Annotated in this window: 11 protein-coding genes, 1 other RNA gene and 2 pseudogenes; 10 read left to right on the forward strand and 4 right to left on the reverse strand. The window is 36.3% G+C overall.

Going from position 1 to position 26717, the window contains the following annotated elements; genetic code table 11:
- Positions 1 to 10: 10 nt before the first annotated feature.
- Complete coding sequence (locus AOY20_RS09505; protein WP_054581635.1) at positions 11 to 1252, reverse strand: MFS transporter; 1242 nt, start codon at positions 1250 to 1252, stop codon at positions 11 to 13.
- A gap of 219 nt (positions 1253 to 1471) precedes the next feature.
- Between AOY20_RS09505 and AOY20_RS14525 the strand changes: the two are divergent.
- From AOY20_RS14525 to AOY20_RS09540, 9 genes and pseudogenes are all read left to right on the forward strand, one after another.
- Positions 1472 to 2125, forward strand: a pseudogene (locus AOY20_RS14525) (transposase).
- 308 nt (positions 2126 to 2433) lie between these two features.
- Entirely contained in the window at positions 2434 to 4035 is a 1602-nt protein-coding gene (locus AOY20_RS09510; protein ID WP_054581636.1) for a TolC family protein, read from the forward strand.
- Positions 4032 to 6146, forward strand: coding sequence for a type I secretion system permease/ATPase (locus AOY20_RS09515; RefSeq protein WP_054581637.1), 2115 nt, complete (start codon positions 4032 to 4034; stop codon positions 6144 to 6146). Before AOY20_RS09510 ends, AOY20_RS09515 begins: the two co-directional genes overlap by 4 nt.
- A gap of 56 nt (positions 6147 to 6202) precedes the next feature.
- Positions 6203 to 7384, forward strand: a complete 1182-nt coding sequence (locus AOY20_RS09520; RefSeq protein ID WP_054581638.1) for a beta-barrel domain-containing protein — start codon at positions 6203 to 6205, stop codon at positions 7382 to 7384.
- Between the two features lie 377 nt (positions 7385 to 7761).
- Complete coding sequence (locus AOY20_RS09525) at positions 7762 to 19434, forward strand: Ig-like domain repeat protein (protein WP_054581639.1); 11673 nt, start codon at positions 7762 to 7764, stop codon at positions 19432 to 19434.
- 425 nt (positions 19435 to 19859) lie between these two features.
- Positions 19860 to 20126 (forward strand): transposase family protein, encoded by a 267-nt coding sequence (locus tag AOY20_RS15155; protein ID WP_158319998.1) that lies wholly within the window; start codon positions 19860 to 19862, stop codon positions 20124 to 20126.
- A gap of 289 nt (positions 20127 to 20415) precedes the next feature.
- Positions 20416 to 20562 (forward strand): annotated as a pseudogene (locus tag AOY20_RS15245) (IS982 family transposase); the annotation flags it as partial.
- 53 nt (positions 20563 to 20615) lie between these two features.
- Entirely contained in the window at positions 20616 to 22613 is a 1998-nt protein-coding gene (locus AOY20_RS09535; RefSeq protein WP_054581640.1) for an SEL1-like repeat protein, read from the forward strand.
- 1179 nt (positions 22614 to 23792) lie between these two features.
- Complete coding sequence (locus AOY20_RS09540) at positions 23793 to 24770, forward strand: hypothetical protein (RefSeq protein ID WP_144424770.1); 978 nt, start codon at positions 23793 to 23795, stop codon at positions 24768 to 24770.
- A gap of 137 nt (positions 24771 to 24907) precedes the next feature.
- Here AOY20_RS09540 and ssrS read toward each other — a convergent pair.
- The 3 genes from ssrS to AOY20_RS09550 all read right to left on the reverse strand — a co-directional run bounded on the left by ssrS (position 24908) and on the right by AOY20_RS09550 (position 26028).
- A non-coding RNA gene (ssrS, locus tag AOY20_RS14530) (6S RNA) lies at positions 24908 to 25091 on the reverse strand.
- A 100-nt stretch (positions 25092 to 25191) separates the two neighbouring features.
- A complete protein-coding gene (locus AOY20_RS09545) occupies positions 25192 to 25476 on the reverse strand; it encodes a cell division protein ZapA (RefSeq protein ID WP_054581642.1) in 285 nt (94 codons plus the stop codon).
- The gene (locus AOY20_RS09550; RefSeq protein ID WP_054581643.1) at positions 25477 to 26028 is read right to left on the reverse strand and encodes a hypothetical protein; all 552 of its coding nucleotides are present in this window, start codon (positions 26026 to 26028) and stop codon (positions 25477 to 25479) included.
- Between the two features lie 64 nt (positions 26029 to 26092).
- On the opposite strand from AOY20_RS09550, the gene AOY20_RS09555 reads away from it, so the two are divergent.
- On the forward strand, positions 26093 to 26710 hold the full coding sequence (locus AOY20_RS09555) for a UPF0149 family protein (RefSeq protein ID WP_054581644.1): 618 nt from the start codon (positions 26093 to 26095) through the stop codon (positions 26708 to 26710).
- The last annotated feature ends 7 nt before the right edge of the window (positions 26711 to 26717 follow it).

The following is a 26717-nucleotide window of genomic DNA, read 5'->3' on the forward strand; positions in this document are numbered from 1 at the left end:
ACGAATACCTTTAATTTTCTTTTAAAATTTCTTTCTTTTGTAATGGTTTAAATGAGAAATGCATCCAAATTAAACTGATACATACGCAACCATAGAGCAACATAAATGAGCTAGATCGAATACCTGTAAAGTCAACGAGCATTCCAAACATGATGGGTAATAAGAAACCGCCTAATCCACCCGCTAAGCCAACAACTCCAGATACTGTTCCCATATCATTAGGAAAATCATCTGCAATAAATTTAAAAACAGATGCTTTACCAATTGCCATCGCAATACCTACGATGAAAAGTAAAATTGTAAAGATTGTGGCATTGATACCAATGTGAAATTGAGCAGATCCATTGACAGTTTGAATACTCATATCTGTAGATGGATACGATAAAATGAAGAAGGCAACCCAGCAGACCCACATAACAGCCCATGTGACTTTATAAGCACCATATTTGTCAGATAGCCATCCACCTAGTGCACGAAGTACACCACCAGGTAAGGAGAAGCAGGCAGCTAAAAATGCCGCTTGAGTGAGGCTAAAATGATATTCTTGAACGTAATAACTCACCATCCAAAGTGCTAAACCAACATATCCGCCAAATACGACAGAGTAATATTGGCTATATCGTAAAACTGCTGGATTTTTCATCAGTTTTAGTTGGTCAGATAATTTGACGGATGATGCAACTTGATGTTTAGGATCACTATATGTGGTAAACCAGAAAATAAGTGCGCAAACCAATAAAATGACAGAATAAACAGTTGGAACAAATGTCCAGCCAAATAAAATAATAAGTGTTGGGGCGATAAGTTTATTTAAGGCACTACCAGCATTTCCTGCACCAAAAACCCCCATTGCAAAGCCTTGATGTTTACGATCAAACCATTTTGCAACATAAGGTGTTCCTACAGAAAAAGAGCCTCCAATTAATCCCATCCATAAGCCAAGTGCTAAGAATTGCCAATATTGACTTGCATATTGCAAAAGAAATACGGGTGGAATGCAAAAAAGCATAAGAACAAAAAATACAATTCGACCGCCGTAGCGATCTGTCCATATGCCAAGTGGAACACGAATAAGAGAGCCTGAAAGAACAGGCATTGCAGCCAATATGCCAAATTGAGTTTCGGTTAATCCGAGTTGTTCTTTTATAGGAATGCCGAGAACAGCAAAGACCATCCAGATCATAAAGCAGATGGTGAATGATAGTGTACTTGAAATTAATATACTGTTTGCTTTGTAGCGATGAGATTTCATAAGTAATTCCCTGACCATATGCCAGATTTATATGATTAGAGTAGAACTTTATGAAAAGTGGCTGTATTCATCTAAGGGGCAAGAGCCCTAAAGCATTTGGCTAATAAGGAACTAGTTATTTTGGGGAATAAAATGGAAATACAAAGTGAAACTTTATTTTTAGATGGCTTTGTTGCGCAAACCTAGCCTAGCATGTTTATCCAACCATATAATTTCAAAATGAATAAATTTGTCCCTGAAACCTATCGCACAATCAATTGGTCTTCCTACAATAGAGCCTTAATTAACCGAGGTAATATTTCCATTTGGTTTGATTAGAAGACTCAGTAGGATGTACAAGCACAAGACAGATAAGCTCGAAATCAAACCTACTCCGATACAGCGATTCAATATTGCTTAATGATCAAATCTTTATTTCGACTCTCTTTATGCATGGTCACAGGTTTTATTCAAATACATGTAGAACTCACAAAAAATAATGTCAGTGACGCACAACTACTCGAAGATTTACTTGTTTAAATTCTCTTAGCTAAGCAAATTAATTCTATTTATACAGTTGGTACTAAGTGTTGCAGACAAGTTATTTTAGATTGAGATGCATATGCGATCATTCTATTCAGAAAGAATGTAATGCCTTAGAAAGATCAGCAAGTCAGGTCTATAGAGCGAAATGAGTTATTAAAATTAGTTAAATGACTAGGAAGGTCACTTTGGAAAAAGTGGTCTGGTTATCATCGTCGAAGTTTGGTGGAAACCAAGATGTATTGTATCAAATTATTAGGCGATAAATTAAAAGCAAGGAGTTTTTCTAGTCAGGTGAATAATATTTACGTACGTGTAGCAGTTTTAAATAAATTCACAGAATTAGGTTGATCTCATACCTAAGTTGTATCTTAAATTTGGATCACTTAAGGGAGTGCAGCCTTTAAACCTTTGTACAATAAAGATGTGCGTTACTTAAAAAATATAACAAGTAACATAATAAAAAATAAAGAAACAAATTAGTTACATTAATTTGTTGGAAATTTCAATAATAATCAGCGGGGAAATGTCAGTTAAACCATTGATGTTTAATAAGAGGGAATATTGTCATTATTTACGTTTAATGTTCACTCTTTATTTAGAGATTTATTTTTATTAATAAATACTAGTAATTTTGTGTGTAAATAATTTTGATAAAAATGAAGTTTGATGTGGGAAATTGGGGTTCGGTACAACAAATGGTTTTAAAAAATTATCAGGAAAGTAGAATTAATTTTTTAACAAATAGTCATGTTGGAGAGCCTAAGAAAATTGGATTGATATTTTTTTCCATTTTGTTATTGAGTCAGCAAAGCTATGCACAAGTTGATGATATAGGTGGAATGTCAAATAAAGTAAAAACATTTGCAGGTCAATTATTTGTTACAAAGCCTAAAGTAGATTTCACCCAAATTAATATTCAGCAGTTAAGTACATTTCCTATTGATGTTTCAGCAAGTACAGAAAATACACTAGAAAGTATTGATGATCAAAATAAGATGTTTAATGATGGAATAATAACTAAAGAAAATACGATGGAGGTAAATCGTGCTGTTTATATTGCATTACAAAGAAGACCCGAAATCACACAAAGTGTAGCATTGGTTGCTGAAAAAAATTCCAATATAGATGTTGCAGAAGCTGCATATTTCCCACAAATTTCAGGCGGTTTTTCACTTGGGGATTTGACTAAAAGTGGAAATAGAGGAACTCAAATTTATAGTATTAATGCGACACAAATGCTCTATGATTTTGGCCAAATTAAAGCAAATGTAACAAGTGAAAAAGTAAATCTATTTATTTCACAAATTCAAACTTTAGATAAAATTGATAGTATCGCCTATGATGTTGTTGATGCAATTTTAAATATTAATCGTTATAAAAATATGATGAGAATTGCACAAAAACAATCAGATGGTATTGCTAAAATTGAGGAGATTGCAAAATTAAGGGCAAGAGCTGGAATTAGTAGCCAAGCAGATTCGATTCAAGCAGAGTCTAATTTTGAAGCTGCACAAGCAGGTCTTATTGAGCAAGAAAACTTTTTACAACAATATCAACAAAAATTAAGAACTTATTTAGGTTTTAGCGTAAAAAATATAGAGTTTAAAATACCTGAAGATTTAGTTGTTGAGTCGAATTTATATGAAAATATAAATTATGAAACTATTCCAAGCATGATGGAAGCAGCTGCAAAAGTTGAACTGTCAATATTACTAAAAGAACGAGTAAAGCTATCTAACTACCCAACAGTAAATTTGAAAGGAACGCTTAGTCAGGCTGTAAATGGAATTAATCCAAGTAACAATCAGAACAATGGTACTGAAAGTGCTTTAACTGTTGAAGTATCCATGCCTATTTATGAGGGCGGAGCTCGATCCGCTAAAGCAAAATCTGCGAATTTTGCAGAAGATGCATCTAAAGCACAAGTGAATGCTGTGTATTTGAATTTAGTCGAACAAATTCGAATTTTACGTGAACAAGTTGATAACACTCAAAAGCAAATTCGAATTTTAGTGAAAAGAAAAGAAACTGCAATGAAAACAAGAGAGCTTTATCAAGAGCAATATAAATTGGGGACACGTTCTATTGTCGATTTGTTGAGTGCTGAGCAAGCAATTCATAGTGCAGCACAAGAAATTGAAACAGCTAAATATAGAATTTATTCAGCCATTGTTCAGTATATACGGCATACAGGACAAACTCGTAATGTGTATGACTTAAATAATATTTCAATTCAAGGGTTTAAGATTCAACCATGAGTATAGATACAGTTAATTATAAGCCTTGGTTAAAGTCAATTTTAGAAATTGCAAAGCATTATGGGATAGAGCCATCAGAAGAGCAGATTAGTCTTCAGTTAGATTGGAGTGAAAACAAGAATTCAGATCAAATATTATCTATTATTTCAAGACAGATCGGTTTAAAAATTCAAAAAGCAGATTTTAGTACAGAATGGTTGAATACTTGGCGCTTGCCACTCTTATTGGAGTTTAAAGATGGTCAAGTAGGTGTGTTACATAAGATTGATCGCCTAGGGAATATCAGTATTTCATTTAGTGGGGAAAATGGACTATCTCAAACTATAAAGATAGAAGATATCGTTGAAAGTGCATTAAATATATACATTATTCGCCCTGATCGTACTGTACCTGATGCACGTGTAGATGATTATATCCGTCCTTATACAAAAGGGTGGTTTTGGTCTTTAGTATTAAAAGATTGGAAACGTCATACTGATGTTTTTGTCGCATCATTATTGGCAAATGTGTTGGCACTTGCATCTATTGTTTTTTCAATGAATGTATATGACCGAGTAATTCCAGCGCAAGCCATTCCAACACTTTGGGTGTTGGCTATAGGTGTGCTGATTGCTGCTATTTTTGAGTTTGTATTTAGAATTTCACGTATTTATATTTCAGACTTAATTGGAAAACGAGCAGATTTACGGATTTCAGATCAAGTTTTTGGTCATGCATTACGAATTAAAAACAAGATGCGATCCAAATCTACAGGTTCTTTCATTTCTCAAATTCGAGAACTGGAGGGTGTTCGGGAATTAGTGACATCTACCACAATTACCGTTTTAGCAGATTTACCATTTTTCTTACTTTTCCTCTTTATCTTTTGGTTTATTGGTGGAAATTTAGTTTGGATTATTCTTGCTGTTGTTCCAATTATGTTAATTCCTGGAATTTTTGTACAAAAAAAATTAGCCAAATTGGCACAAGAAGGTATGCGAGAAAGTGCCATTCGAAATGCATTATTGATTGAATCTGTTCAAGGTATTGAAGAAATTAAGTTATTGCGTGCGGAAGCAAGATTTCAAAATCAATGGAATCACATGAATGAAGTTTCTGCTGATATTAGTATGCAACAACGAAAAATTGTGGGTTGGTTGACGACATGGACACAAAAAGTCCAAGGTCTTACTTTTGTTGCAGTTGTATTGGTTGGTGCATTTGCTGTTATGGATGGTGAGCTGACAACAGGAGCATTAGTTGCTTGTTCTATTTTATCTTCCAGAATGCTAATGCCAATTTCTCAAGTTTCTGGAATTTTTGGTCGTATTCAACAAGCGATTGTGGCAAAAGAAGGTTTGGATTCATTAATGGATAAACCTGTCGATCAGCCATTAAATGCTAATTTTATTAAACAACCTGTACTTTATGGTGCATATGAATTAAATGGCATTCAATTTAAATATGATAAGGCTGATCCTCAATTAAATATTGATATTCAAAGTTTAAATATTAAAGCTGGTGAGAAGATTGCAATTTTGGGACGCAATGGTGCAGGTAAGTCGAGTTTGTTGCAAATTTTATCAGGTATGCAAGAGCCTTTAGCGGGGCAAATGTTACTCGATGGCTTTGATTTCAAAATGTTAGATCCATCTGATGTACGTCGAGAAGTAGGGCTATTGAATCAAAATGCACCATTATTTTTTGGAACAATTCGTGAAAATTTAAAGCTAGGTGCACCATTAGCAACTGATGATGATTTGATTCGGGTTTTAAAAATGACCGGTGCATTGAAATTTATTCAGGAGAAAAAAGAAGGATTAGATTCAACTATTATGGAAGGTGGGGTTGGTTTTTCTGGGGGGCAAAAGCAGACTTTATTGCTTTCAAGGCTGTTATTAAAAAATCCTAATATCTTATTGCTCGATGAACCAACAGCCGCTTTAGATGATGTAAGTGAACGTCATTTAATTTCTGAGTTAAAAAGTTGGATGGGAAATCGGACATTAATCGTCGCAACACATCGTTTGGGTGTTTTAGATTTGGTTGACAGAATTATTGTTATAAATAATGGCAAGATTGTTATGGATGGTTCAAAGGAGCAAGTTTTATCACAAAAACAAACACGGTAAAGCATTTTTTAAAGTAAGAAGCGTGATTGAATATGTGATGAAATGAGAAATATATCATGAGAAAAAAAGTTAAAGATTTGAGCCAGATTAATGATCTTGAACCAGTATTACCGAAATCTACAATTTTAATTTGGACTGTATTTTTGTGTTTCTTGGCTTTTTTTATTTGGGCATATGTATTTAAGTTAGAAGAGGTTTCTACAGGTACGGGAAAGGTTGTTTCTTCATCTAAAGAGCAAGTTATTCAGTCTTTAGAAGGGGGAATTCTTACAAAATTATATGTTAAAGAAGGTCAGATTGTAGAAAAAGGTCAAATTCTGGCTCAGCTAGATCCAACACGTCAAGAATCTACAGTGAAAGAGAGCCAATCCTTACTTTTGGCATCTAAAGCTACAGTTGCACGTTTAAATGCTGAAGTGAATGGAAAATCTCTTTCTTTTCCAGATGATGTGCGTAAATTTCCAGAATTGGTTAAGGAAGAAAGTGCTCTTTATTATTCGCGTAGAGCTAATCTAGAAGAATCAATCTCAGGTTTAAAGGATGCATTAAGTTTAGTTGAACAAGAGCTTCGTATGACTGAACCATTAGTTGCCAAAGGGGCGGCTAGTGATGTAGAAATTTTAAGATTGAGACGTGAGGCAAATGATTTACGTAATCAAATGAATGACATTAGAAATAAATATAGTGTCCAAGCTCGCGAAGAGCTCGCAAAAGCGAATACTGATGTTCAAACTCAATCTCAAGTGGTTGCTGGTAAGTCAGACACATTAAAACGAACTATTTTTAAGTCACCTGTTAAAGGGATTGTAAAAGAAATTGATGTTATGACTATTGGTGGTGTTATTGGTCAAAATGGTAAATTGATGACTATTGTACCTCTAAATGAAAAATTACTAATTGAAGCAAGAATTTCACCAAGAGATATTGCATTTGTACATCCAGATCAAAAGGCTTTGGTAAAAGTTACAGCTTATGATTATTCAATATATGGTGGTTTAGATGGGGTGGTTACAGTTATATCGCCAGATACAATTCGAGATGAGGTGAAGCAAGATCAGTTTTATTATCGTGTATATATTAGAACAAATAATGATAAATTAGAAAATAAAAAAGGACAGAGTTTTTATATTACTCCAGGAATGGTTGCAACTGTTGATATTAAAACAGGAGAAAAAAGTGTTTTGGATTATCTTCTAAAACCATTTAATAAGGCTGGTGAAGCTTTACGTGAAAGATAATAAACAGTTAAAACGATCTGTGATTTTGTTAATTAATATATTTTTTATTAATTAATTTGTCACGGATTATTTTTTTTCCTTATATTGTTTAATTGGGTTTTAATATATTGAATATTGAGTCACACTTTTTATTATGAGAATAAAAATCATAAATATATCAATTTTTAAATAGTATTTCTATTTATTTTTAATGATTTATTTGTTTATTGTAATAACTTTAAGTAACAAAAATATCGTATTTTATGTGATTTTTCATCTGATACCATCTTACTGACTTATCTATAAATATTATTTCAATATTTAATATATGAATGATTTGATAAGAAAATTATTTAAAAAAATATATTAAATATTGATTTTCAGGGTGGTGGTGTAAAATGAATGTAGAATTAATATCGAAAAAAACGCATGAGATATTAAATAATGGTGATGCGAAAAATATATCATTAACTGAAGCTACAGTTGTTATTGTTTATGTTGCTAAAAATAATGTTAAGGCAATAGAGAAAGTAAATAAAAATGTAGTTATTATATTAATGTCTGGTGAGAAGATAATAATAGAAAACTTCTTTAAAGATGATAGTAATAAGTCAGATAATACTCTTGTGCTAGAAAATGATGATACTCGAGAATTATTATGGGTAAAAATAGTTGGGGAAAATGGCGAACTTTTAAATCCTATTTCATATAACCCTATTCAAAGTATTGAACCATTTTTATATGAACAAACAGATTATTTAAACTTTGTTGTGCCTTTACTTGCAGGTGGTGCTGCAATAGCAGCTTTTGATCATCAAAATAAAGATGACGCTCAGACAGATACTTATATACCACCAGTTGTTGTTCCTGAAAAACCAGATGTTCCAAAAGGTTATGAAGATAATGTAGGGGATTTACAAGGCACCTTCCCAGGTGGGACAACGACTGATGACAATACACCAGGCATTGTGGTGGTTGTTCCGGAAGGAGATACACCGAATCTGATTGTGAATGGAGAAGAAGTTCCCTCGATTTATGACAAAGATAAAGGCACACTAACGCCAGTTGATCCATTACCTGAGGGTGATAACGAAATCAGCTATACGGTGACGAATCCAGCAGGTAATACCAGTGAGCCAAGTGACAGTATTACGATCACAGTAGATACAAGTCCAGTTGAAAAACCAGATGCACCATCAGGTTATGAAGATAACGTGGGTGATGTTCAAGGTACCTTCCCAGGTGGGACAACGACTGATGATAACCGTCCTGGTATTCTTGTGAATGTCCCTGAAGGAGATACACCACAATTAATCGTAGATGGAGAAGAAGTTCCCTCGATTTATGACAAAGATAAAGGCACACTAACGCCAATCAATCCATTACCAGACGGTGATCATGAAATCAGCTATACGGTGACAAATCCAGCAGGTAATACCAGTGAGCCAAGTGACAGTATTACGATCACAGTAGATACAAGTCCAGTTGAAAAACCAGATGCACCATCAGGTTATGAAGATAACGTGGGTGATGTTCAAGGTACCTTCCCAGGTGGGACAACGACTGATGATAACCGTCCTGGTATTCTTGTGAATGTCCCTGAAGGAGATACACCACAATTAATCGTAGATGGAGAAGAAGTTCCCTCAATTTATGACAAAGATAAAGGCACACTAACGCCAGTTGATCCATTGCCAGATGGTGATCATGAAATCAGCTATACGGTGACAAATCCAGCAGGTAATACCAGTGAGCCAAGTGATAGTATTATAATTACAGTCGATGCTTCAGGTATCGTACGTCCAGATGCCCCTGAAGGTTATTACGATAATGTGGGGGATCTACAAGGAAAATTTGAGTCAGGTACAACAACGGATGACAGTACACCAAGTTTGATTATCCCAACACCACCTGAAGGTAGTACACCAACACTATTGGTTGACGGTGAAGTTGTAGAATCGACGTATGATGCCGAAAATGGCTATTTAACGCCACTTGTTGCATTGCCGGATGGTTCTCATAAGTTAAGTTACACCTTAACCAATGCTGCTGGTAATGTTAGTGAGCCAAGTGACAGTATTACGATCACAGTAGATACACGTCCAGTTGAAAAACCAGATGCACCATCAGGTTATGAAGATAACGTGGGTGATGTCCAAGGCACCTTCCCAGGTGGGACAACGACTGATGACAATACACCAGGCATTGTGGTGGTTGTTCCGGAAGGAGATACACCGAATCTGATTGTGAATGGAGAAGAAGTTCCCTCGATTTATGACAAAGATAAAGGCACACTAACGCCAGTTGATCCATTACCTGAGGGTGATAACGAAATCAGCTATACGGTGACGAATCCAGCAGGTAATACCAGTGAGCCAAGTGACAGTATTACGATCACAGTAGATACACGTCCAGTTGAAAAACCAGATGCACCATCAGGTTATGAAGATAACGTGGGTGATGTCCAAGGCACCTTCCCAGGAGGGACAACGACTGATGACAATACACCAGGCATTGTGGTGGTTGTTCCGGAAGGAGATACACCGAATCTGATTGTGAATGGAGAAGAAGTTCCCTCGATTTATGACAAAGATAAAGGCACACTAACGCCAGTTGATCCATTACCTGAGGGTGATAACGAAATCAGCTATACGGTGACGAATCCAGCAGGTAATACCAGTGAGCCAAGTGACAGTATTACGATCACAGTAGATACAAGTCCAGTTGAAAAACCAGATGCACCATCAGGTTATGAAGATAACGTGGGTGATGTTCAAGGTACCTTCCCAGGTGGGACAACGACTGATGATAACCGTCCTGGTATTCTTGTGAATGTCCCTGAAGGAGATACACCACAATTAATCGTAGATGGAGAAGAAGTTCCCTCAATTTATGACAAAGATAAAGGCACACTAACGCCAGTTGATCCATTGCCAGATGGTGATCATGAAATCAGCTATACGGTGACAAATCCAGCAGGTAATACCAGTGAGCCAAGTGATAGTATTATAATTACAGTCGATGCTTCAGGTATCGTACGTCCAGATGCCCCTGAAGGTTATTACGATAATGTGGGGGATCTACAAGGAAAATTTGAGTCAGGTACAACAACGGATGACAGTACACCAAGTTTGATTATCCCAACACCACCTGAAGGTAGTACACCAACACTATTGGTCGACGGTGAAGTTGTAGAATCGACGTATGATGCCGAAAATGGCTATTTAACGCCACTTGTTGCATTGCCGGATGGTTCTTATAAGTTAAGTTACACCTTAACCAATGCTGCTGGTAATGTTAGTGAGCCAAGTGACAGTATTACGATCACAGTAGATACAAGTCCAGTTGAAAAACCAGATGCACCATCAGGTTATGAAGATAACGTGGGTGATGTTCAAGGTACCTTCCCAGGTGGGACAACGACTGATGATAACCGTCCTGGTATTCTTGTGAATGTCCCTGAAGGAGATACACCACAATTAATCGTAGATGGAGAAGAAGTTCCCTCAATTTATGACAAAGATAAAGGCACACTAACGCCAGTTGATCCATTGCCAGATGGTGATCATGAAATCAGCTATACGGTGACAAATCCAGCAGGTAATACCAGTGAGCCAAGTGATAGTATTATAATTACAGTCGATGCTTCAGGTATCGTACGTCCAGATGCCCCTGAAGGTTATTACGATAATGTGGGGGATCTACAAGGAAAATTTGAGTCAGGTACAACAACGGATGACAGTACACCAAGTTTGATTATCCCAACACCACCTGAAGGTAGTACACCAACACTATTGGTTGACGGTGAAGTTGTAGAATCGACGTATGATGCCGAAAATGGCTATTTAACGCCACTTGTTGCATTGCCGGATGGTTCTCATAAGTTAAGTTACACCTTAACCAATGCTGCTGGTAATGTTAGTGAGCCAAGTGACAGTATTACGATCACAGTAGATACACGTCCAGTTGAAAAACCAGATGCACCATCAGGTTATGAAGATAACGTGGGTGATGTCCAAGGCACCTTCCCAGGTGGGACAACGACTGATGACAATACACCAGGCATTGTGGTGGTTGTTCCGGAAGGAGATACACCGAATCTGATTGTGAATGGAGAAGAAGTTCCCTCGATTTATGACAAAGATAAAGGCACACTAACGCCAGTTGATCCATTACCTGAGGGTGATAACGAAATCAGCTATACGGTGACGAATCCAGCAGGTAATACCAGTGAGCCAAGTGACAGTATTACGATCACAGTAGATACACGTCCAGTTGAAAAACCAGATGCACCATCAGGTTATGAAGATAACGTGGGTGATGTCCAAGGCACCTTCCCAGGAGGGACAACGACTGATGACAATACACCAGGCATTGTGGTGGTTGTTCCGGAAGGAGATACACCGAATCTGATTGTGAATGGAGAAGAAGTTCCCTCGATTTATGACAAAGATAAAGGCACACTAACGCCAGTTGATCCATTACCTGAGGGTGATAACGAAATCAGCTATACGGTGACGAATCCAGCAGGTAATACCAGTGAGCCAAGTGACAGTATTACGATCACAGTAGATACACGTCCAGTTGAAAAACCAGATGCACCATCAGGTTATGAAGATAACGTGGGTGATGTTCAAGGTACCTTCCCAGGTGGGACAACGACTGATGATAACCGTCCTGGTATTCTTGTGAATGTCCCTGAAGGAGATACACCACAATTAATCGTAGATGGAGAAGAAGTTCCCTCAATTTATGACAAAGATAAAGGCACACTAACGCCAGTTGATCCATTGCCAGATGGTGATCATGAAATCAGCTATACGGTGACAAATCCAGCAGGTAATACCAGTGAGCCAAGTGATAGTATTATAATTACAGTCGATGCTTCAGGTATCGTACGTCCAGATGCCCCTGAAGGTTATTACGATAATGTGGGGGATCTACAAGGAAAATTTGAGTCAGGTACAACAACGGATGACAGTACACCAAGTTTGATTATCCCAACACCACCTGAAGGTAGTACACCAACACTATTGGTCGACGGTGAAGTTGTAGAATCGACGTATGATGCCGAAAATGGCTATTTAACGCCACTTGTTGCATTGCCGGATGGTTCTTATAAGTTAAGTTACACCTTAACCAATGCTGCTGGTAATGTTAGTGAGCCAAGTGACAGTATTACGATCACAGTAGATACACGTCCAGTTGAAAAACCAGATGCACCATCAGGTTATGAAGATAACGTGGGTGATGTCCAAGGCACCTTCCCAGGTGGGACAACGACTGATGACAATACACCAGGCATTGTGGTGGTTGTTCCGGAAGGAGATACACCGAATCTGATTGTGAATGGAGAAGAAGTTCCCTCGATTTATGACAAAGATAAAGGCACACTAACGCCAGTTGATCCATTACCTGAGGGTGATAACGAAATCAGCTATACGGTGACGAATCCAGCAGGTAATACCAGTGAGCCAAGTGACAGTATTACGATCACAGTAGATACAAGTCCAGTTGAAAAACCAGATGCACCATCAGGTTATGAAGATAACGTGGGTGATGTCCAAGGCACCTTCCCAGGTGGGACAACGACTGATGACAATACACCAGGCATTGTGGTGGTTGTTCCGGAAGGAGATACACCGAATCTGATTGTGAATGGAGAAGAAGTTCCCTCGATTTATGACAAAGATAAAGGCACACTAACGCCAGTTGATCCATTACCTGAGGGTGATAACGAAATCAGCTATACGGTGACGAATCCAGCAGGTAATACCAGTGAGCCAAGTGACAGTATTACGATCACAGTAGATACACGTCCAGTTGAAAAACCAGATGCACCATCAGGTTATGAAGATAACGTGGGTGATGTCCAAGGCACCTTCCCAGGAGGGACAACGACTGATGACAATACACCAGGCATTGTGGTGGTTGTTCCGGAAGGAGATACACCGAATCTGATTGTGAATGGAGAAGAAGTTCCCTCGATTTATGACAAAGATAAAGGCACACTAACGCCAGTTGATCCATTACCTGAGGGTGATAACGAAATCAGCTATACGGTGACGAATCCAGCAGGTAATACCAGTGAGCCAAGTGACAGTATTACGATCACAGTAGATACACGTCCAGTTGAAAAACCAGATGCACCATCAGGTTATGAAGATAACGTGGGTGATGTCCAAGGCACCTTCCCAGGTGGGACAACGACTGATGACAATACACCAGGCATTGTGGTGGTTGTTCCGGAAGGAGATACACCGAATCTGATTGTGAATGGAGAAGAAGTTCCCTCGATTTATGACAAAGATAAAGGCACACTAACGCCAGTTGATCCATTACCTGAGGGTGATAACGAAATCAGCTATACGGTGACGAATCCAGCAGGTAATACCAGTGAGCCAAGTGACAGTATTACGATCACAGTAGATACACGTCCAGTTGAAAAACCAGATGCACCATCAGGTTATGAAGATAACGTGGGTGATGTCCAAGGCACCTTCCCAGGAGGGACAACGACTGATGACAATACACCAGGCATTGTGGTGGTTGTTCCGGAAGGAGATACACCGAATCTGATTGTGAATGGAGAAGAAGTTCCCTCGATTTATGACAAAGATAAAGGCACACTAACGCCAGTTGATCCATTACCTGAGGGTGATAACGAAATCAGCTATACGGTGACGAATCCAGCAGGTAATACCAGTGAGCCAAGTGACAGTATTACGATCACAGTAGATACAAGTCCAGTTGAAAAACCAGATGCACCATCAGGTTATGAAGATAACGTGGGTGATGTTCAAGGTACCTTCCCAGGTGGGACAACGACTGATGATAACCGTCCTGGTATTCTTGTGAATGTCCCTGAAGGAGATACACCACAATTAATCGTAGATGGAGAAGAAGTTCCCTCAATTTATGACAAAGATAAAGGCACACTAACGCCAGTTGATCCATTGCCAGATGGTGATCATGAAATCAGCTATACGGTGACAAATCCATCAGGTAATACCAGTGAGCCAAGTGATAGTATTATAATTACAGTCGATGCTTCAGGTATCGTACGTCCAGATGCCCCTGAAGGTTATTACGATAATGTGGGGGATCTACAAGGAAAATTTGAGTCAGGTACAACAACGGATGACAGTACACCAAGTTTGATTATCCCAACACCACCTGAAGGTAGTACACCAACACTATTGGTTGACGGTGAAGTTGTAGAATCGACGTATGATGCCGAAAATGGCTATTTAACGCCACTTGTTGCATTGCCGGATGGTTCTCATAAGTTAAGTTACACCTTAACCAATGCTGCTGGTAATGTTAGTGAGCCAAGTGACAGTATTACGATCACAGTAGATACACGTCCAGTTGAAAAACCAGATGCACCATCAGGTTATGAAGATAACGTGGGTGATGTCCAAGGCACCTTCCCAGGTGGGACAACGACTGATGACAATACACCAGGCATTGTGGTGGTTGTTCCGGAAGGAGATACACCGAATCTGATTGTGAATGGAGAAGAAGTTCCCTCGATTTATGACAAAGATAAAGGCACACTAACGCCAGTTGATCCATTACCTGAGGGTGATAACGAAATCAGCTATACGGTGACGAATCCAGCAGGTAATACCAGTGAGCCAAGTGACAGTATTACGATCACAGTAGATACAAGCCCCGTTGAAAAACCAGATGTACCATCAGGTTATGAAGATAACGTGGGTGATGTCCAAGGCACCTTCCCAGGTGGGACAACGACTGATGACAATACACCAGGCATTGTGGTGGTTGTTCCAGAAGGAGATACACCGAATCTGATTGTAAATGGAGAAGAAGTTCCTTCGATTTATGACAAAGATAAAGGCACACTAACGCCAGTTGATCCATTACCTGAGGGTGATAACGAAATCAGCTATACGGTGACAAATCCAGCAGGTAATACCAGTGAGCCAAGTGACAGTATTACGATCACAGTAGATACAAGCCCCGTTGAAAAACCAGATGTACCATCAGGTTATGAAGATAACGTGGGTGATGTCCAAGGCACCTTCCCAGGTGGGACAACGACTGATGACAATACACCAGGCATTGTGGTGGTTGTTCCGGAAGGAGATACACCGAATCTGATTGTGAATGGAGAAGAAGTTCCCTCGATTTATGACAAAGATAAAGGCACACTAACGCCAGTTGATCCATTACCTGAGGGTGATAACGAAATCAGCTATACGGTGACGAATCCAGCAGGTAATACCAGTGAGCCAAGTGACAGTATTACGATCACAGTAGATACAAGTCCAGTTGAAAAACCAGATGCACCATCAGGTTATGAAGATAACGTGGGTGATGTCCAAGGCACCTTCCCAGGTGGGACAACGACTGATGACAATACACCAGGCATTGTGGTGGTTGTTCCGGAAGGAGATACACCGAATCTGATTGTGAATGGAGAAGAAGTTCCCTCGATTTATGACAAAGATAAAGGCACACTAACGCCAGTTGATCCATTACCTGAGGGTGATAACGAAATCAGCTATACGGTGACGAATCCAGCAGGTAATACCAGTGAGCCAAGTGACAGTATTACGATCACAGTAGATACAAGTCCAGTTGAAAAACCAGATGCACCATCAGGTTATGAAGATAACGTGGGTGATGTCCAAGGCACCTTCCCAGGTGGGACAACGACTGATGACAATACACCAGGCATTGTGGTGGTTGTTCCGGAAGGAGATACACCGAATCTGATTGTAAATGGAGAAGAAGTTCCCTCGATTTATGACAAAGATAAAGGCACACTAACGCCAGTTGATCCATTACCTGAGGGTGATAACGAAATCAGCTATACGGTGACAAATCCAGCAGGTAATACCAGTGAGCCAAGTGATAGTATTATCATTACAGTTGATACGATTCCTCCATCTGTAGAAGGTATTACAAATGAAGTTCATATTGATATCGATACAGCAAATGGGGTTCCTGAATCTGGATTTACTGATACGATTACAGCAAGAAATGATGACTTAATCACACGTGATTCTAATCCAAGCCTCATATCTGGGTCTTTAAATATAGCGCTAAAAGCTGGTGAAACAATTCAATTATCTTTTGATGGTGGTGAGACGTGGAACACTGTTACGACTTTCGAAAATCAAAAAGATTGGACATATCAGTTTGATAAAACATATGAAAATGATACTGAAATAAATATCAATTTTAGAGTTGTAAATAGTATTGGTAACTCATCAAGACTCGAGGGGCAAGATGCCAAAATTATTATTGATTTAACATCACCAACAGGTATTGCTTTTGCTCCAGAGGTAAGCAGTTTAACTGATGTGACTGAAATTTTCACATTTGATAGTGAAAAATATGGTCTTCTAGAGGCAGGTGCAACAATTGCTTTAGTTAATGATGTGAATAACAACACTATGTGGCAAGAAGGCATTGATACTGTAATTGCATCAGCTGTAGTAAATGCCGATGGAGCATGGTCAATTGAAACAACTTTACCAGCTGGTGCTTTAAATCTTGCATTCTTGGTATGGGATAAAGCAGGAAATATTTCTGAAATGAGTACAATTACTCATACAGGTGTTTCATCAAGTGATACGGGTAGTGAGTCTGTTGAGGCAACATGGGGTGGAACAACAGATGCAGGTGGCCGAGGAATTAATGCCGCGGCTGCAACGATTAGTAAAGATGGTACATGGTCATTCTTCCAAAGTGTACGTGCCGCAACGGGAACAGGAGCTGCTAACGCAGGTCGTGTATATACACAAGAAGGTGATCTTGAAGACTATACTTCTGCATATTTAGCACAGCCAAGTACGACTAATGGCGCAGGCTATAATTTAAATGGTGGTGGTTATGGACATTTTGTTAATGCTGCCGTTTTTGCGGATATCAATCGTGATGGCTTAGTCGATGTGATGTCACAAGTAAGTGACTATGGTAATAGTGGTCGTACCGCATATTGGATGCAACAGGAAGATGGATCGTGGTTACCACAAGTTGTTAACCAAGGTACATTGAACCATCTTGGTGGTGTAATTGCCTATGACCGTACGGGTGATGGGTATCTTGATTTTGTTTTAGCAGATTCAGCTCCAGATTCAATTTCATTCTTGAAAAATGAGGAAGGTGTTTTAAGCCCTGAAAATAATGGTAACGAAGTCGGTCGTCCACCATCTTCTGCAACAACTGTTATGAATGGTTTAGGTACTGCAGGTGTTACTGGTGTTAGTCTAGATGGACTTGCAGGTGGTAACCTTAGCGTGATGCATGAAATTGGAGCTGTAGATATTGATAATAATGGTACTGTAGATATTACAGCTCATATCGACCGTAGCGGTACAGGTACAGGTGGTCGAAATAATGGCCAAAATATGGGTATGCTTTATAATACGGGTACTGAAGAAGGTTTTACCTTCATTCAGAAAGAGTATATTTTTGCGCCAGATGCGGGTGATGATTATGGTAACTTATCACAATCTATGACTTGGGCTGATTTTAATGGCGATGGTTGGTTAGATTTATACTTAAACCGTGGTGCTGATAAAACAACTCAAACACGTGCGAGTAGTGAAAGTCGAATTTATTTAAATGATGGCACAGGACAACTTAAGACTGATATTGCTGATACAATCTGGTTCGGTGATGAGTATAAAGGTGCAACATCATTTGCGGTTGACTGGAACTTTGATGGTTTGGTTGATGTGATTGAAGTGCCTGCACAAGTTAATAACTCAAACTTCTCACCATTCTCACCAATGTTGTATACGAATAATGGAACGAATGAATGGGGAGCAAATGCAATATCCTTAACAGGGGATGTAACATATTCAAATGTTACAGGTGCAGTCGTTGTAGACTATGACTGGGATGGTTCACTAGATTTATTGTTATATCATTCAGGTACAAATGCTGCTGTTGTTTCAACGGATAATAGCGCACCAACAACAATTGTACGTAACACTAATATCGCAGCTGATGGTACAAGTCTAAATATTCGTATTGTTGATGGTCATGGTATTAATACCTACTATAGTAATACCGTTAAACTCTATAACTCAGCAGGTGAACTAGTTTCTACACAATTGATTAATCCTCAATCGTCAGGTTCTAGTAACAGCATGGGCTTAGTGAGTTTCTATGGCTTAAGTGCAACAGAAAGCTATTCAATTCAGTTATTACGTGTAACGAATGGTGTGACTGATCATGTAGGTGGTGTCGCGAATTTAGGTGGTTATAATAATGCAACAATTAATAGTAGCTGGACTGGTTTAACGACAAGTAAAGCAAACGAAGCATATGTGCTAACTGCAGAAGCAGATACAGCAATTAATGATAGTAATAATAATTCTGTTGGTATTGTCGGTACGGGGTATAACGATCATTTCTACGGTACTCTAGGTAATGATCACTACAATGGTGGTGGTGGTTGGATCATTAATGAAAATGGTAATCAATGGGTGGCTCAAGGTGGTCAAGATATTCTTGATTACAGTTTATTGAATGCCAAAATTTCTATTAATGTAAGTACGAAAACTGTAATTAAAAATGTGGATGGCACTGTTTATACAGATACTTTTGAAAATATTGAAAAATTCATTACAGGAAGTGGAGATACAGTTTTCACAGGTGGTGATGAAGGTGATCATTATTTTGTAGGTGGACAAGGTGACGATACGTATAATTTAGGTGAAAACCATACAGGAAATGATACTTTATACTTCACTCTTCTAGATGCAGATGATGCAACTGGTGGTAATGGAACAGATATTGTAAATGGGTTTAAAATAGGTCAGGATATTATTGATATTCATGAACTATTAACAGATTACACTGAAACAGTTGGTCTGTATGAGGATTTAAACGGTGATTATAAGCTCGATGTGTCTTCAGAAAAACTTTTACAATATGTGAAAGTATCAAATGAAGATGGAAATACTTTCGTTGCTATTGACCGTGATGGTGAAGGCACAAACTATAACTTTACAACAGTATTAACAATTACTAATCTTGAAACAGATCTGATAACATTATTGCAAAATAATCAATTAGTTGTGTAATGGGATTAGCGGAATTATAATTTTTTAGCAACAGACGCTGTTATGATTTAGATCATAACAGCGTTTTTATTTAAGTTTTAAATTTAAATATATAAAAATTCACAATAAAAGATGCTGATTTTAAAAATAAAAAAGTACAATAGATTTCTTTCATAAATCAAAAAATAATCTATCTTTTTCTGTTTATTTGTGCCCAAGAAATTAAAATATTCAGGCATATTCTTTGAATGAAATACATCTATTTAAAGAAGCTTTCTGAAACATAGTTTAAGTGATATGCCGGCATCTCATGGTCAACATTTTATTTTAATAGTTGAGCAATTGCAGAAGCATATTCCAGCGAAAGGCATGAATATAGAGGATCAGATTCTTTTATGTTTAAGCTATTGATGTGAATATCGGACATTGATTGGCATGCTGTGATCGTGGATGTCGCAGAAATTCCAATACAAAGACCTAAAAAACAGAAGAAAATTTACAGTGGTAAGAAGAAGACTCATACTTTCAAAGTTCAGGCTATAGTTCACTATCAAACACAAAAAAATTTGAGTTATGTACCGGTCGAGGAGCTATACATGATTTTGAACTCTTTAAAAGTAACTTTAATCAGATTTCTGAGGGTGCCTTTATACTTACAGATAAAGGTTATCGATGGATTTACAAAGTGTATTCGAATAGCCTATTACCCTTAAAAGCGAAAAAGCATTGTAAATTAGATCCTGAGCTAAAACTTTATAATCAATAAATCAATAAATCAATAAATCAATAAATCAATAAATCAATAAATCAATAAATCAATAAATCAATAAATCAATAAATCAATAAAAGAAGAATAGGTATTGAGCATATATTTTGTCGCTTAAAAACCTTCAAAATTCTTGCGGAGCGTTATAGGCATAGAGGAAAAAGGCTTGGCTTGAGATTCTGTTTAAGTGCTGGAATTTATAACTTGGAGCTGAGTGAAAAATGATTTATGAAAGAAGTCTATTGAAAGATCAATATAATTTGATGACAAGTAGAGCTAGAAGTATTGCAATTTTTTTAAGTGGGATTTATGTATCGCTATGTACATACCAATTAACTCAGCAGAATAAGCTAATAATTCAAATTATGAAGTCATTGGTTTAAATAGGATTCGGGTTATAATATGATGAGTTTAGTATAAAATTACATGGAATGATATGTTTGTAGACTATTTTAGGGGAATATTAAATGTCAGTATTTTTTTTATTTCTTGTGATATCTTTATTCTAAATACGTATGCAAATCAAACCAATTATTCTTTCAATGATTCTAATTATATAAACTTAGCTGATACAAAAAATGCTAAAAATTTAATTTATGTACAAGATAAAAATATTTTAAAAGAGAATACAAGATTATCTGATTCATTTTATCAAAGAAAAGTACTGGTAAATAATAATAAAATAATTTCTACCAGAAACCTAGGTGCAATAAAGTTTTTAAAAAAAGATACAGATATATTTGAGTGGGTAAGACAAGAGGCGGAAAAAGGTAATAGTGACGCACAAAATCAATTAGGTTGGTTATATAGCCAAGGACAAGGAACTTCTCAAAATTACCAACTTGCTTATCAATGGTTTTATTTGGCTGCTAAAAAAAATAATCCTGAAGCTCAAAATAATTTGGGTTGGTTATATCAGCAAGGCATAGGTGTACAAAAAAATAATCAAAATGCTTTAAACTGGTATTTAAAAGCAGCTCAACAAAATCATTTAGAAGCTCAAAATAACTTAGGTCTTTTATTTATAGAAGGACAAAATATACCGAATCATTATCAAAAAGCATTTGAATGGTTAAGTAAAGCAGCTCATCAGAACAATGCTAAAGCGCAGTTTAATTTAGCTTTAATTTATGATTTAGGTTTAGGGGTTCCTATTGATTTAGAACAAGCCTTTAAATGGTATTTAAAAGCGGCTGAAAATGGACATGTTGAAGCACAATTTAATGTAGGTTGGATGTATAACCAAGGGAAAGGTACTAAGAAAAATTACCAAAATGCTTTCATTTGGTATAGTAGAGCTGCGCATAATGGTAGTCCAGAAGCCCAAAATACATTGGGGTGGATGTATAAAAATGGGCAAGGAATTTTTAAGAGTGATGAAAAAGCCATTGAATGGTATGAGCGAGCAGCACAGCAAAATTATGCTCGAGCACAATTTAATTTAGCTGTTATTTACGATTTAGGTCTAGGGGTCGAAAAGAATAAACAACGAGCATTTGAGTGGTATAGCAAAGCTGCAAATTTAGGGAATGAATCGGCACAAAATAATTTAGCTTGGATTTACTTACATGGTGAAGGTATCGCAAAAGATGAGCAGCTAGGAATAGATTGGTATAAAAAAGCTGCAAATTTAGGCAATGCACAGGCACAATTTAACTTAGGTTTAATTTATGATCTAGGTCTTTTATTATCAGGAGATAAGCAAAAAGCATTTTATTGGTATAGCAAAGCTGCAGCACAAAATTATAAAGATGCTGAAAATAATTTAGGAATACTTTACAAAGAAGGTAAAGGTATAGAGAAGAATGATAAAAAAGCATTTGAGTTATTTTATAAATCGGCACATTCGGGAAATGCACAAGCACAATTTAACTTGGCTTTGATGTATGAACAAGGTGAAACTATTCCACAAAGCAAGGAATTAACTTTATTTTGGATTCAAAAATCGGCTCAACAAGGATATCCAGAGGCGCAAAATAATCTTGGATGGATTTATAGTCAGCAAGAGAATATAGGAAAAAATGATGAAATTGCATTTCAATGGTTTCAAAAAGCAGCTGAGCAAGGAAATGTCCAATCACAATTTAATTTAGGATTAATGTATGAGCAAGGAATTGGCATCAAGAAAGATAAAGAAAAAGCATTAGAATGGTATGAAAAAGCAGCTTTACAAGAAGATATTGAAGCACAAAATATCTTAGGAATCATGTTTATGAATGGTATTGGTGCGCGTAAAAATGCCAAAAAAGCTTTTGAATGGTGGTTTAAAGCAGCTGAAAAAGGGCATCATCAAGCACAATTAAATATAGGATTAATGTATAGTATGGGGCAAGGTGTAGCTAAAAATAATACTGAGGCATTGAAATGGTTGTTTTTATCTAAAAATAACGGTAATGTGAATGCACAAAAAATTTTACAAGAAATACGACCATGATATGTATTTAAATCATTTTAAAAATTATAGCTTTAATAAATTTTTTATTAAAAATAGTCTTGAATGATATTAGATCTATTTCATAAGTCAAAAAACGATCTATATTTTACTGTTTATTTGTACCAAAGAAATTAAAATATTTAAGCATAATCTTTGGATGAAATACATCGATTCAAAAAAGCGTTATGAAACACAATTTAAGTGATATACAGGTATTTAATGGTTGAGTAATTGAAGAAGAATATTTTTGTGAAAGGCAGACCATCCAAATTGGGTACTGTTACAAATAGCGGCAAATATTAAACTAAGTTGTCTTTTAACTAAAGGTTCAGTAGATGAACTCCTTCCATGGTCGTCATTTTTAGGGTGAAAGCATTCTTCGGGCTGTCTTTCAATGGTTATTACCTCAATTAAAAGCCAAATATGATGAAAAGCAGATTTTTTTATATCAATGAGTCAGGCATCAACAGTAATGAAACTGCAGAATATGATTGGGTTAAGAAGGGAAAATGTTACTATGCTTTAAAGCTAGGTGGGCATGGCGTTTGATTGAGCCTCATCACATCAGTGCAGTTCGATCAAGTTCACCTTTTAAATTTGTGATGCCTTTTGTTTTTCAAGGCTTATGTAATCGTCGTATTTTTACTGGATAGCTTGAATATTTACTTGGTGATTTAGCTCAAAATGAATCTGAATCCAAGAAAAAGTATCTATTCATTTTAGATTTAGATATTGCTTCAATTCACAAGGGTTAGGAAATTGAAAAATTAGCAACTCGATATAACACAAGAGCTCTTTATGTAATGGTCATGCCTTATGAGAAATGTATCTAGTGAATCAAATTTTCGGAATTTAAGCATCATTCAAACAAAAATTACAGCTCATTTTCCTATTTGCAACAGTGCCCTTTAAAATGCATAATTTTGATAAAAAGGTCTCAATTTTTTTTTAAAATGTTATATTTTTCAGAAGATAAAAAAAATATTGTATGCTTTTTATTTATCTTTAATAAAAATAATATTTTTTAGTTAATATTAGATAGTTAAGTAAACTTTTAGCTATCTGAAATAGAATATGAATCATAAATTAAAGTGCAAATTATATATTTATTTATCAATTATTATTGTTCTTTTGATAATTGTATACATTTTTGTTCATACCGTTTTGATGAAAAGCATTGTGAGTGTTCAGAATTTAGGACATAAATTATCTGTAGATAATATTTTAAATAAAAATAATACGAGGTCTGAGCATTTAGAAGAAAAAAATAATGAGATAAAAAAAGTAGAAAATGAAGATAAAAATCTCGAACTTATTAAATTAAAAGACTTTTCTATTACGCTTGATTCATTAACACGTAAAAAACATGATGCTAAGAATGATCACGAAGTATTGGTAAATGGTGCTGAAGTTGAAGTACATAGTGGAACAGGGCTAAATATTTATTCTAATCATGCGGAAGATATAGATATTGCATTGGTAGAAGAGTCATTGGAGGTTGAACAGAAAAGTACGGTGGTGGTATCTGAAAAAAATGATACAGAAAAAACTCAAAAAGAATATCCATCATTAGAAATAGTTCATGAAAGTCAATATATTGTTGCAAATGAGTTATTTGATAATGAAAATCAAAAAGCAATTGAACACATCAAAGAAGAAATAGTGAATGAAAATTCTGCATTAAATCCTACAAAGGATATTATTATGAAATTAAATACAGCTGATAGTATAGATACGATTATTGATAAAGTGGCTAATCCAAGTATAGGCTTAATCTCTACTGAGAGCATACTAGTACCTGAAATTGTTTTAACGAATAATAACAATGATATTACAGAAATAAATCCGCTCTCAAACTTAATTGCTACTGAAACGAATGATTTTTTATCAATAGTATTTCCTTCATGTGAAAGAAAAGAAGAACAAATAGATTTACAGTCCGAACTTATTTCAAGAAAAATTGAAGCTCTAGAAAAAACATTGGCTTTTGATAATCATCTGAATGAAAATGTATTGAAGCATGCAGATTTAGCAGAGATTGAAATTATTTCACCTTCAAGCGCTAAAAAGCTATATGCAATGCAAGCGACAGATAAAAGTGCAAACTTTAAAAAGGTTGTTGCGACTTATCAAAAAGTATCTGATTTATATAAATAAATTTATTCTACTTTTTAATTTAAACGTGGATAAAAAATTGAATTCTAAGAATAAATATATGCCATAAATTTTTAAAAGTGATTTTATGTATGTGAATAGGTGTAGATATAAAGAAAGTTGTTATTAAGGATAAAAATAAGTACTCCGAAGATGCCGCTGCATGTCGTTACCCTGAACCCGAAGAAGTTCAAGGTGGACGCGACGCATACTTGCTGGGTTTCCTACTCGAAGGTAGGCATACACTCTAAATATGCAGAACACAATCCGTAGATTTAAGTATCGGCAGGGATATAGACCCGCTGGCGAACACCTCAGAGATAGCCACAGTATAACGAATAAATGAAACATGTAAAATCCTTACAAGTAAAACTCTGTAAGGATAAGTATCATTTGAATATTCTTTAAACGCTAAATTTTTAAATTAATTAAATTCTTGTACGTCTTCTAAAATTGTTTCTAACAAACGTTCGCAATGCTCATATTCTTGAATTGATCTATTCATGGACAGTACTTCTTGCATTAAATCTAGAGCAACCATAATAATGAGTTTACTGGGTTCCATACGTGGTGCTTTTCTACGTAATTCATCATAGCGTTGGTTAACTAATTCTGCTGCTCGTTCAAGATCAGGCGAAGCCTCTTTTGTTGTCGCTAAACGGAAGCTATGTCCAAGAACTTTTAATTCAATAGGAATTTGTTCGCTCATTTATGCATCCTCATTATTTTCAGCAGGGTGAGCTAATTGTTGAATTTCTTGTGTATAAGAATCTTGTGTAGTTCCTAAAATACTTAGGCGCTGAATAATAGCTTCAACTTTTGCTTTTGCATGATCATTTTTTTGTAGTAAACGATCTCGCTCATTTTGTAGATTTTGAATCTCATGTTGAGCATGACGCTGATCATTATGGAATTTTTCTTTTAAAATTCGTAATTCATTTCGTTCTGCCAATATTTCTTGGAAACGATTCTTTAAATCAGTACAACTTTTCTCTAAACGATTGTAGCGATCTGCAAGTGCTGTTGCATCTTCATTCAATTGTTTTAATTTAGAGTTCGCATTTTCAAGTTTTTCAACCAATTGCTCACATTCTTTTTCTTTTTGGTTGATGATACTTGTTTTTAAGTCAATCTGAACCTTATGCTGTTGATTAGAATGAGCTTTTTCATTTTCTAAGGCTTTGTTGTTAGACTCGTATTGAGCCAAACGAGATTTTAGCGCAGTAATATGCGCTTGCAGACGCTGTAATTCTTCTAACATATCGTAGTCGCACAGTATCGTAAACAAGGGTAATATATAAGAAGTATAGAGATTGGATAGACGAATGCAAGACGATATTTCAGGTTGGTCAGATTGGGACCTAAATTTTTCAGCAATTGAAGAAATTTCAAGCCCTAGCGAACTTCATGGATTGCTTACAGGTATTATTTGTGTCACACAGGCACCCACACGTGAAGAGTGGTTAAAAATTCTTGAAACTTTAGATGTAACAGAAATTAATGAAGAGGCAATTGCGATCTTAGCTGATGAAGGTGAAGACATAGCACATGCTTTAACTGAAGATGATCTAGATTATTTACCTATATTACCTGATGATGAGCACTCATTATCAGAACGTGTTCAAGCGTTAGCAGATTGGTGTGCTGGCGTTGTATTAGGATTTGGTTTGGCATCTGGGCATTTACGTGCCGATGAGAAAGAATTGATTGAACATTTACAAGATGTTGCATCTGTAGAGTTTGATGACTCTGACAACGATGAAGAAGGCGAAGAAAGCTATCAGGAATTATATGAATTCGTTCGCTTAATTCCAGTAAGTTTATCTATGGGACGTAAAAAAGTACCATTAGAAGAAACACCATTATTGAAAATTGTACCTGTGAAAAAAGCAGATACTTCAATGAATGTTGTTGAGATGTTTACACCCCATAGACCTAGCTAAGATTTAA

Source organism: Acinetobacter equi (assembly GCF_001307195.1).
Classification (GTDB): domain Bacteria; phylum Pseudomonadota; class Gammaproteobacteria; order Pseudomonadales; family Moraxellaceae; genus Acinetobacter; species Acinetobacter equi.

What these genes read in the sequence shown, in the direction of transcription:
- AOY20_RS09505 (WP_054581635.1), bottom strand. Translation starts at nt 1,252, where the DNA reads ATGAAATCTCATCGCTACAAAGCAAACAGTATATTAATTTCAAGTACA.
- AOY20_RS09510 (WP_054581636.1), top strand. Translation starts at nt 2,434, where the DNA reads ATGAAGTTTGATGTGGGAAATTGGGGTTCGGTACAACAAATGGTTTTA.
- AOY20_RS09515 (WP_054581637.1), top strand. Translation starts at nt 4,032, where the DNA reads ATGAGTATAGATACAGTTAATTATAAGCCTTGGTTAAAGTCAATTTTA.
- AOY20_RS09520 (WP_054581638.1), top strand. Translation starts at nt 6,203, where the DNA reads ATGAGAAAAAAAGTTAAAGATTTGAGCCAGATTAATGATCTTGAACCA.
- AOY20_RS09525 (WP_054581639.1), top strand. Translation starts at nt 7,762, where the DNA reads ATGAATGTAGAATTAATATCGAAAAAAACGCATGAGATATTAAATAAT.
- AOY20_RS09535 (WP_054581640.1), top strand. Translation starts at nt 20,616, where the DNA reads ATGTTTGTAGACTATTTTAGGGGAATATTAAATGTCAGTATTTTTTTT.
- AOY20_RS09545 (WP_054581642.1), bottom strand. Translation starts at nt 25,476, where the DNA reads ATGAGCGAACAAATTCCTATTGAATTAAAAGTTCTTGGACATAGCTTC.
- AOY20_RS09550 (WP_054581643.1), bottom strand. Translation starts at nt 26,028, where the DNA reads ATGTTAGAAGAATTACAGCGTCTGCAAGCGCATATTACTGCGCTAAAA.
- AOY20_RS09555 (WP_054581644.1), top strand. Translation starts at nt 26,093, where the DNA reads ATGCAAGACGATATTTCAGGTTGGTCAGATTGGGACCTAAATTTTTCA.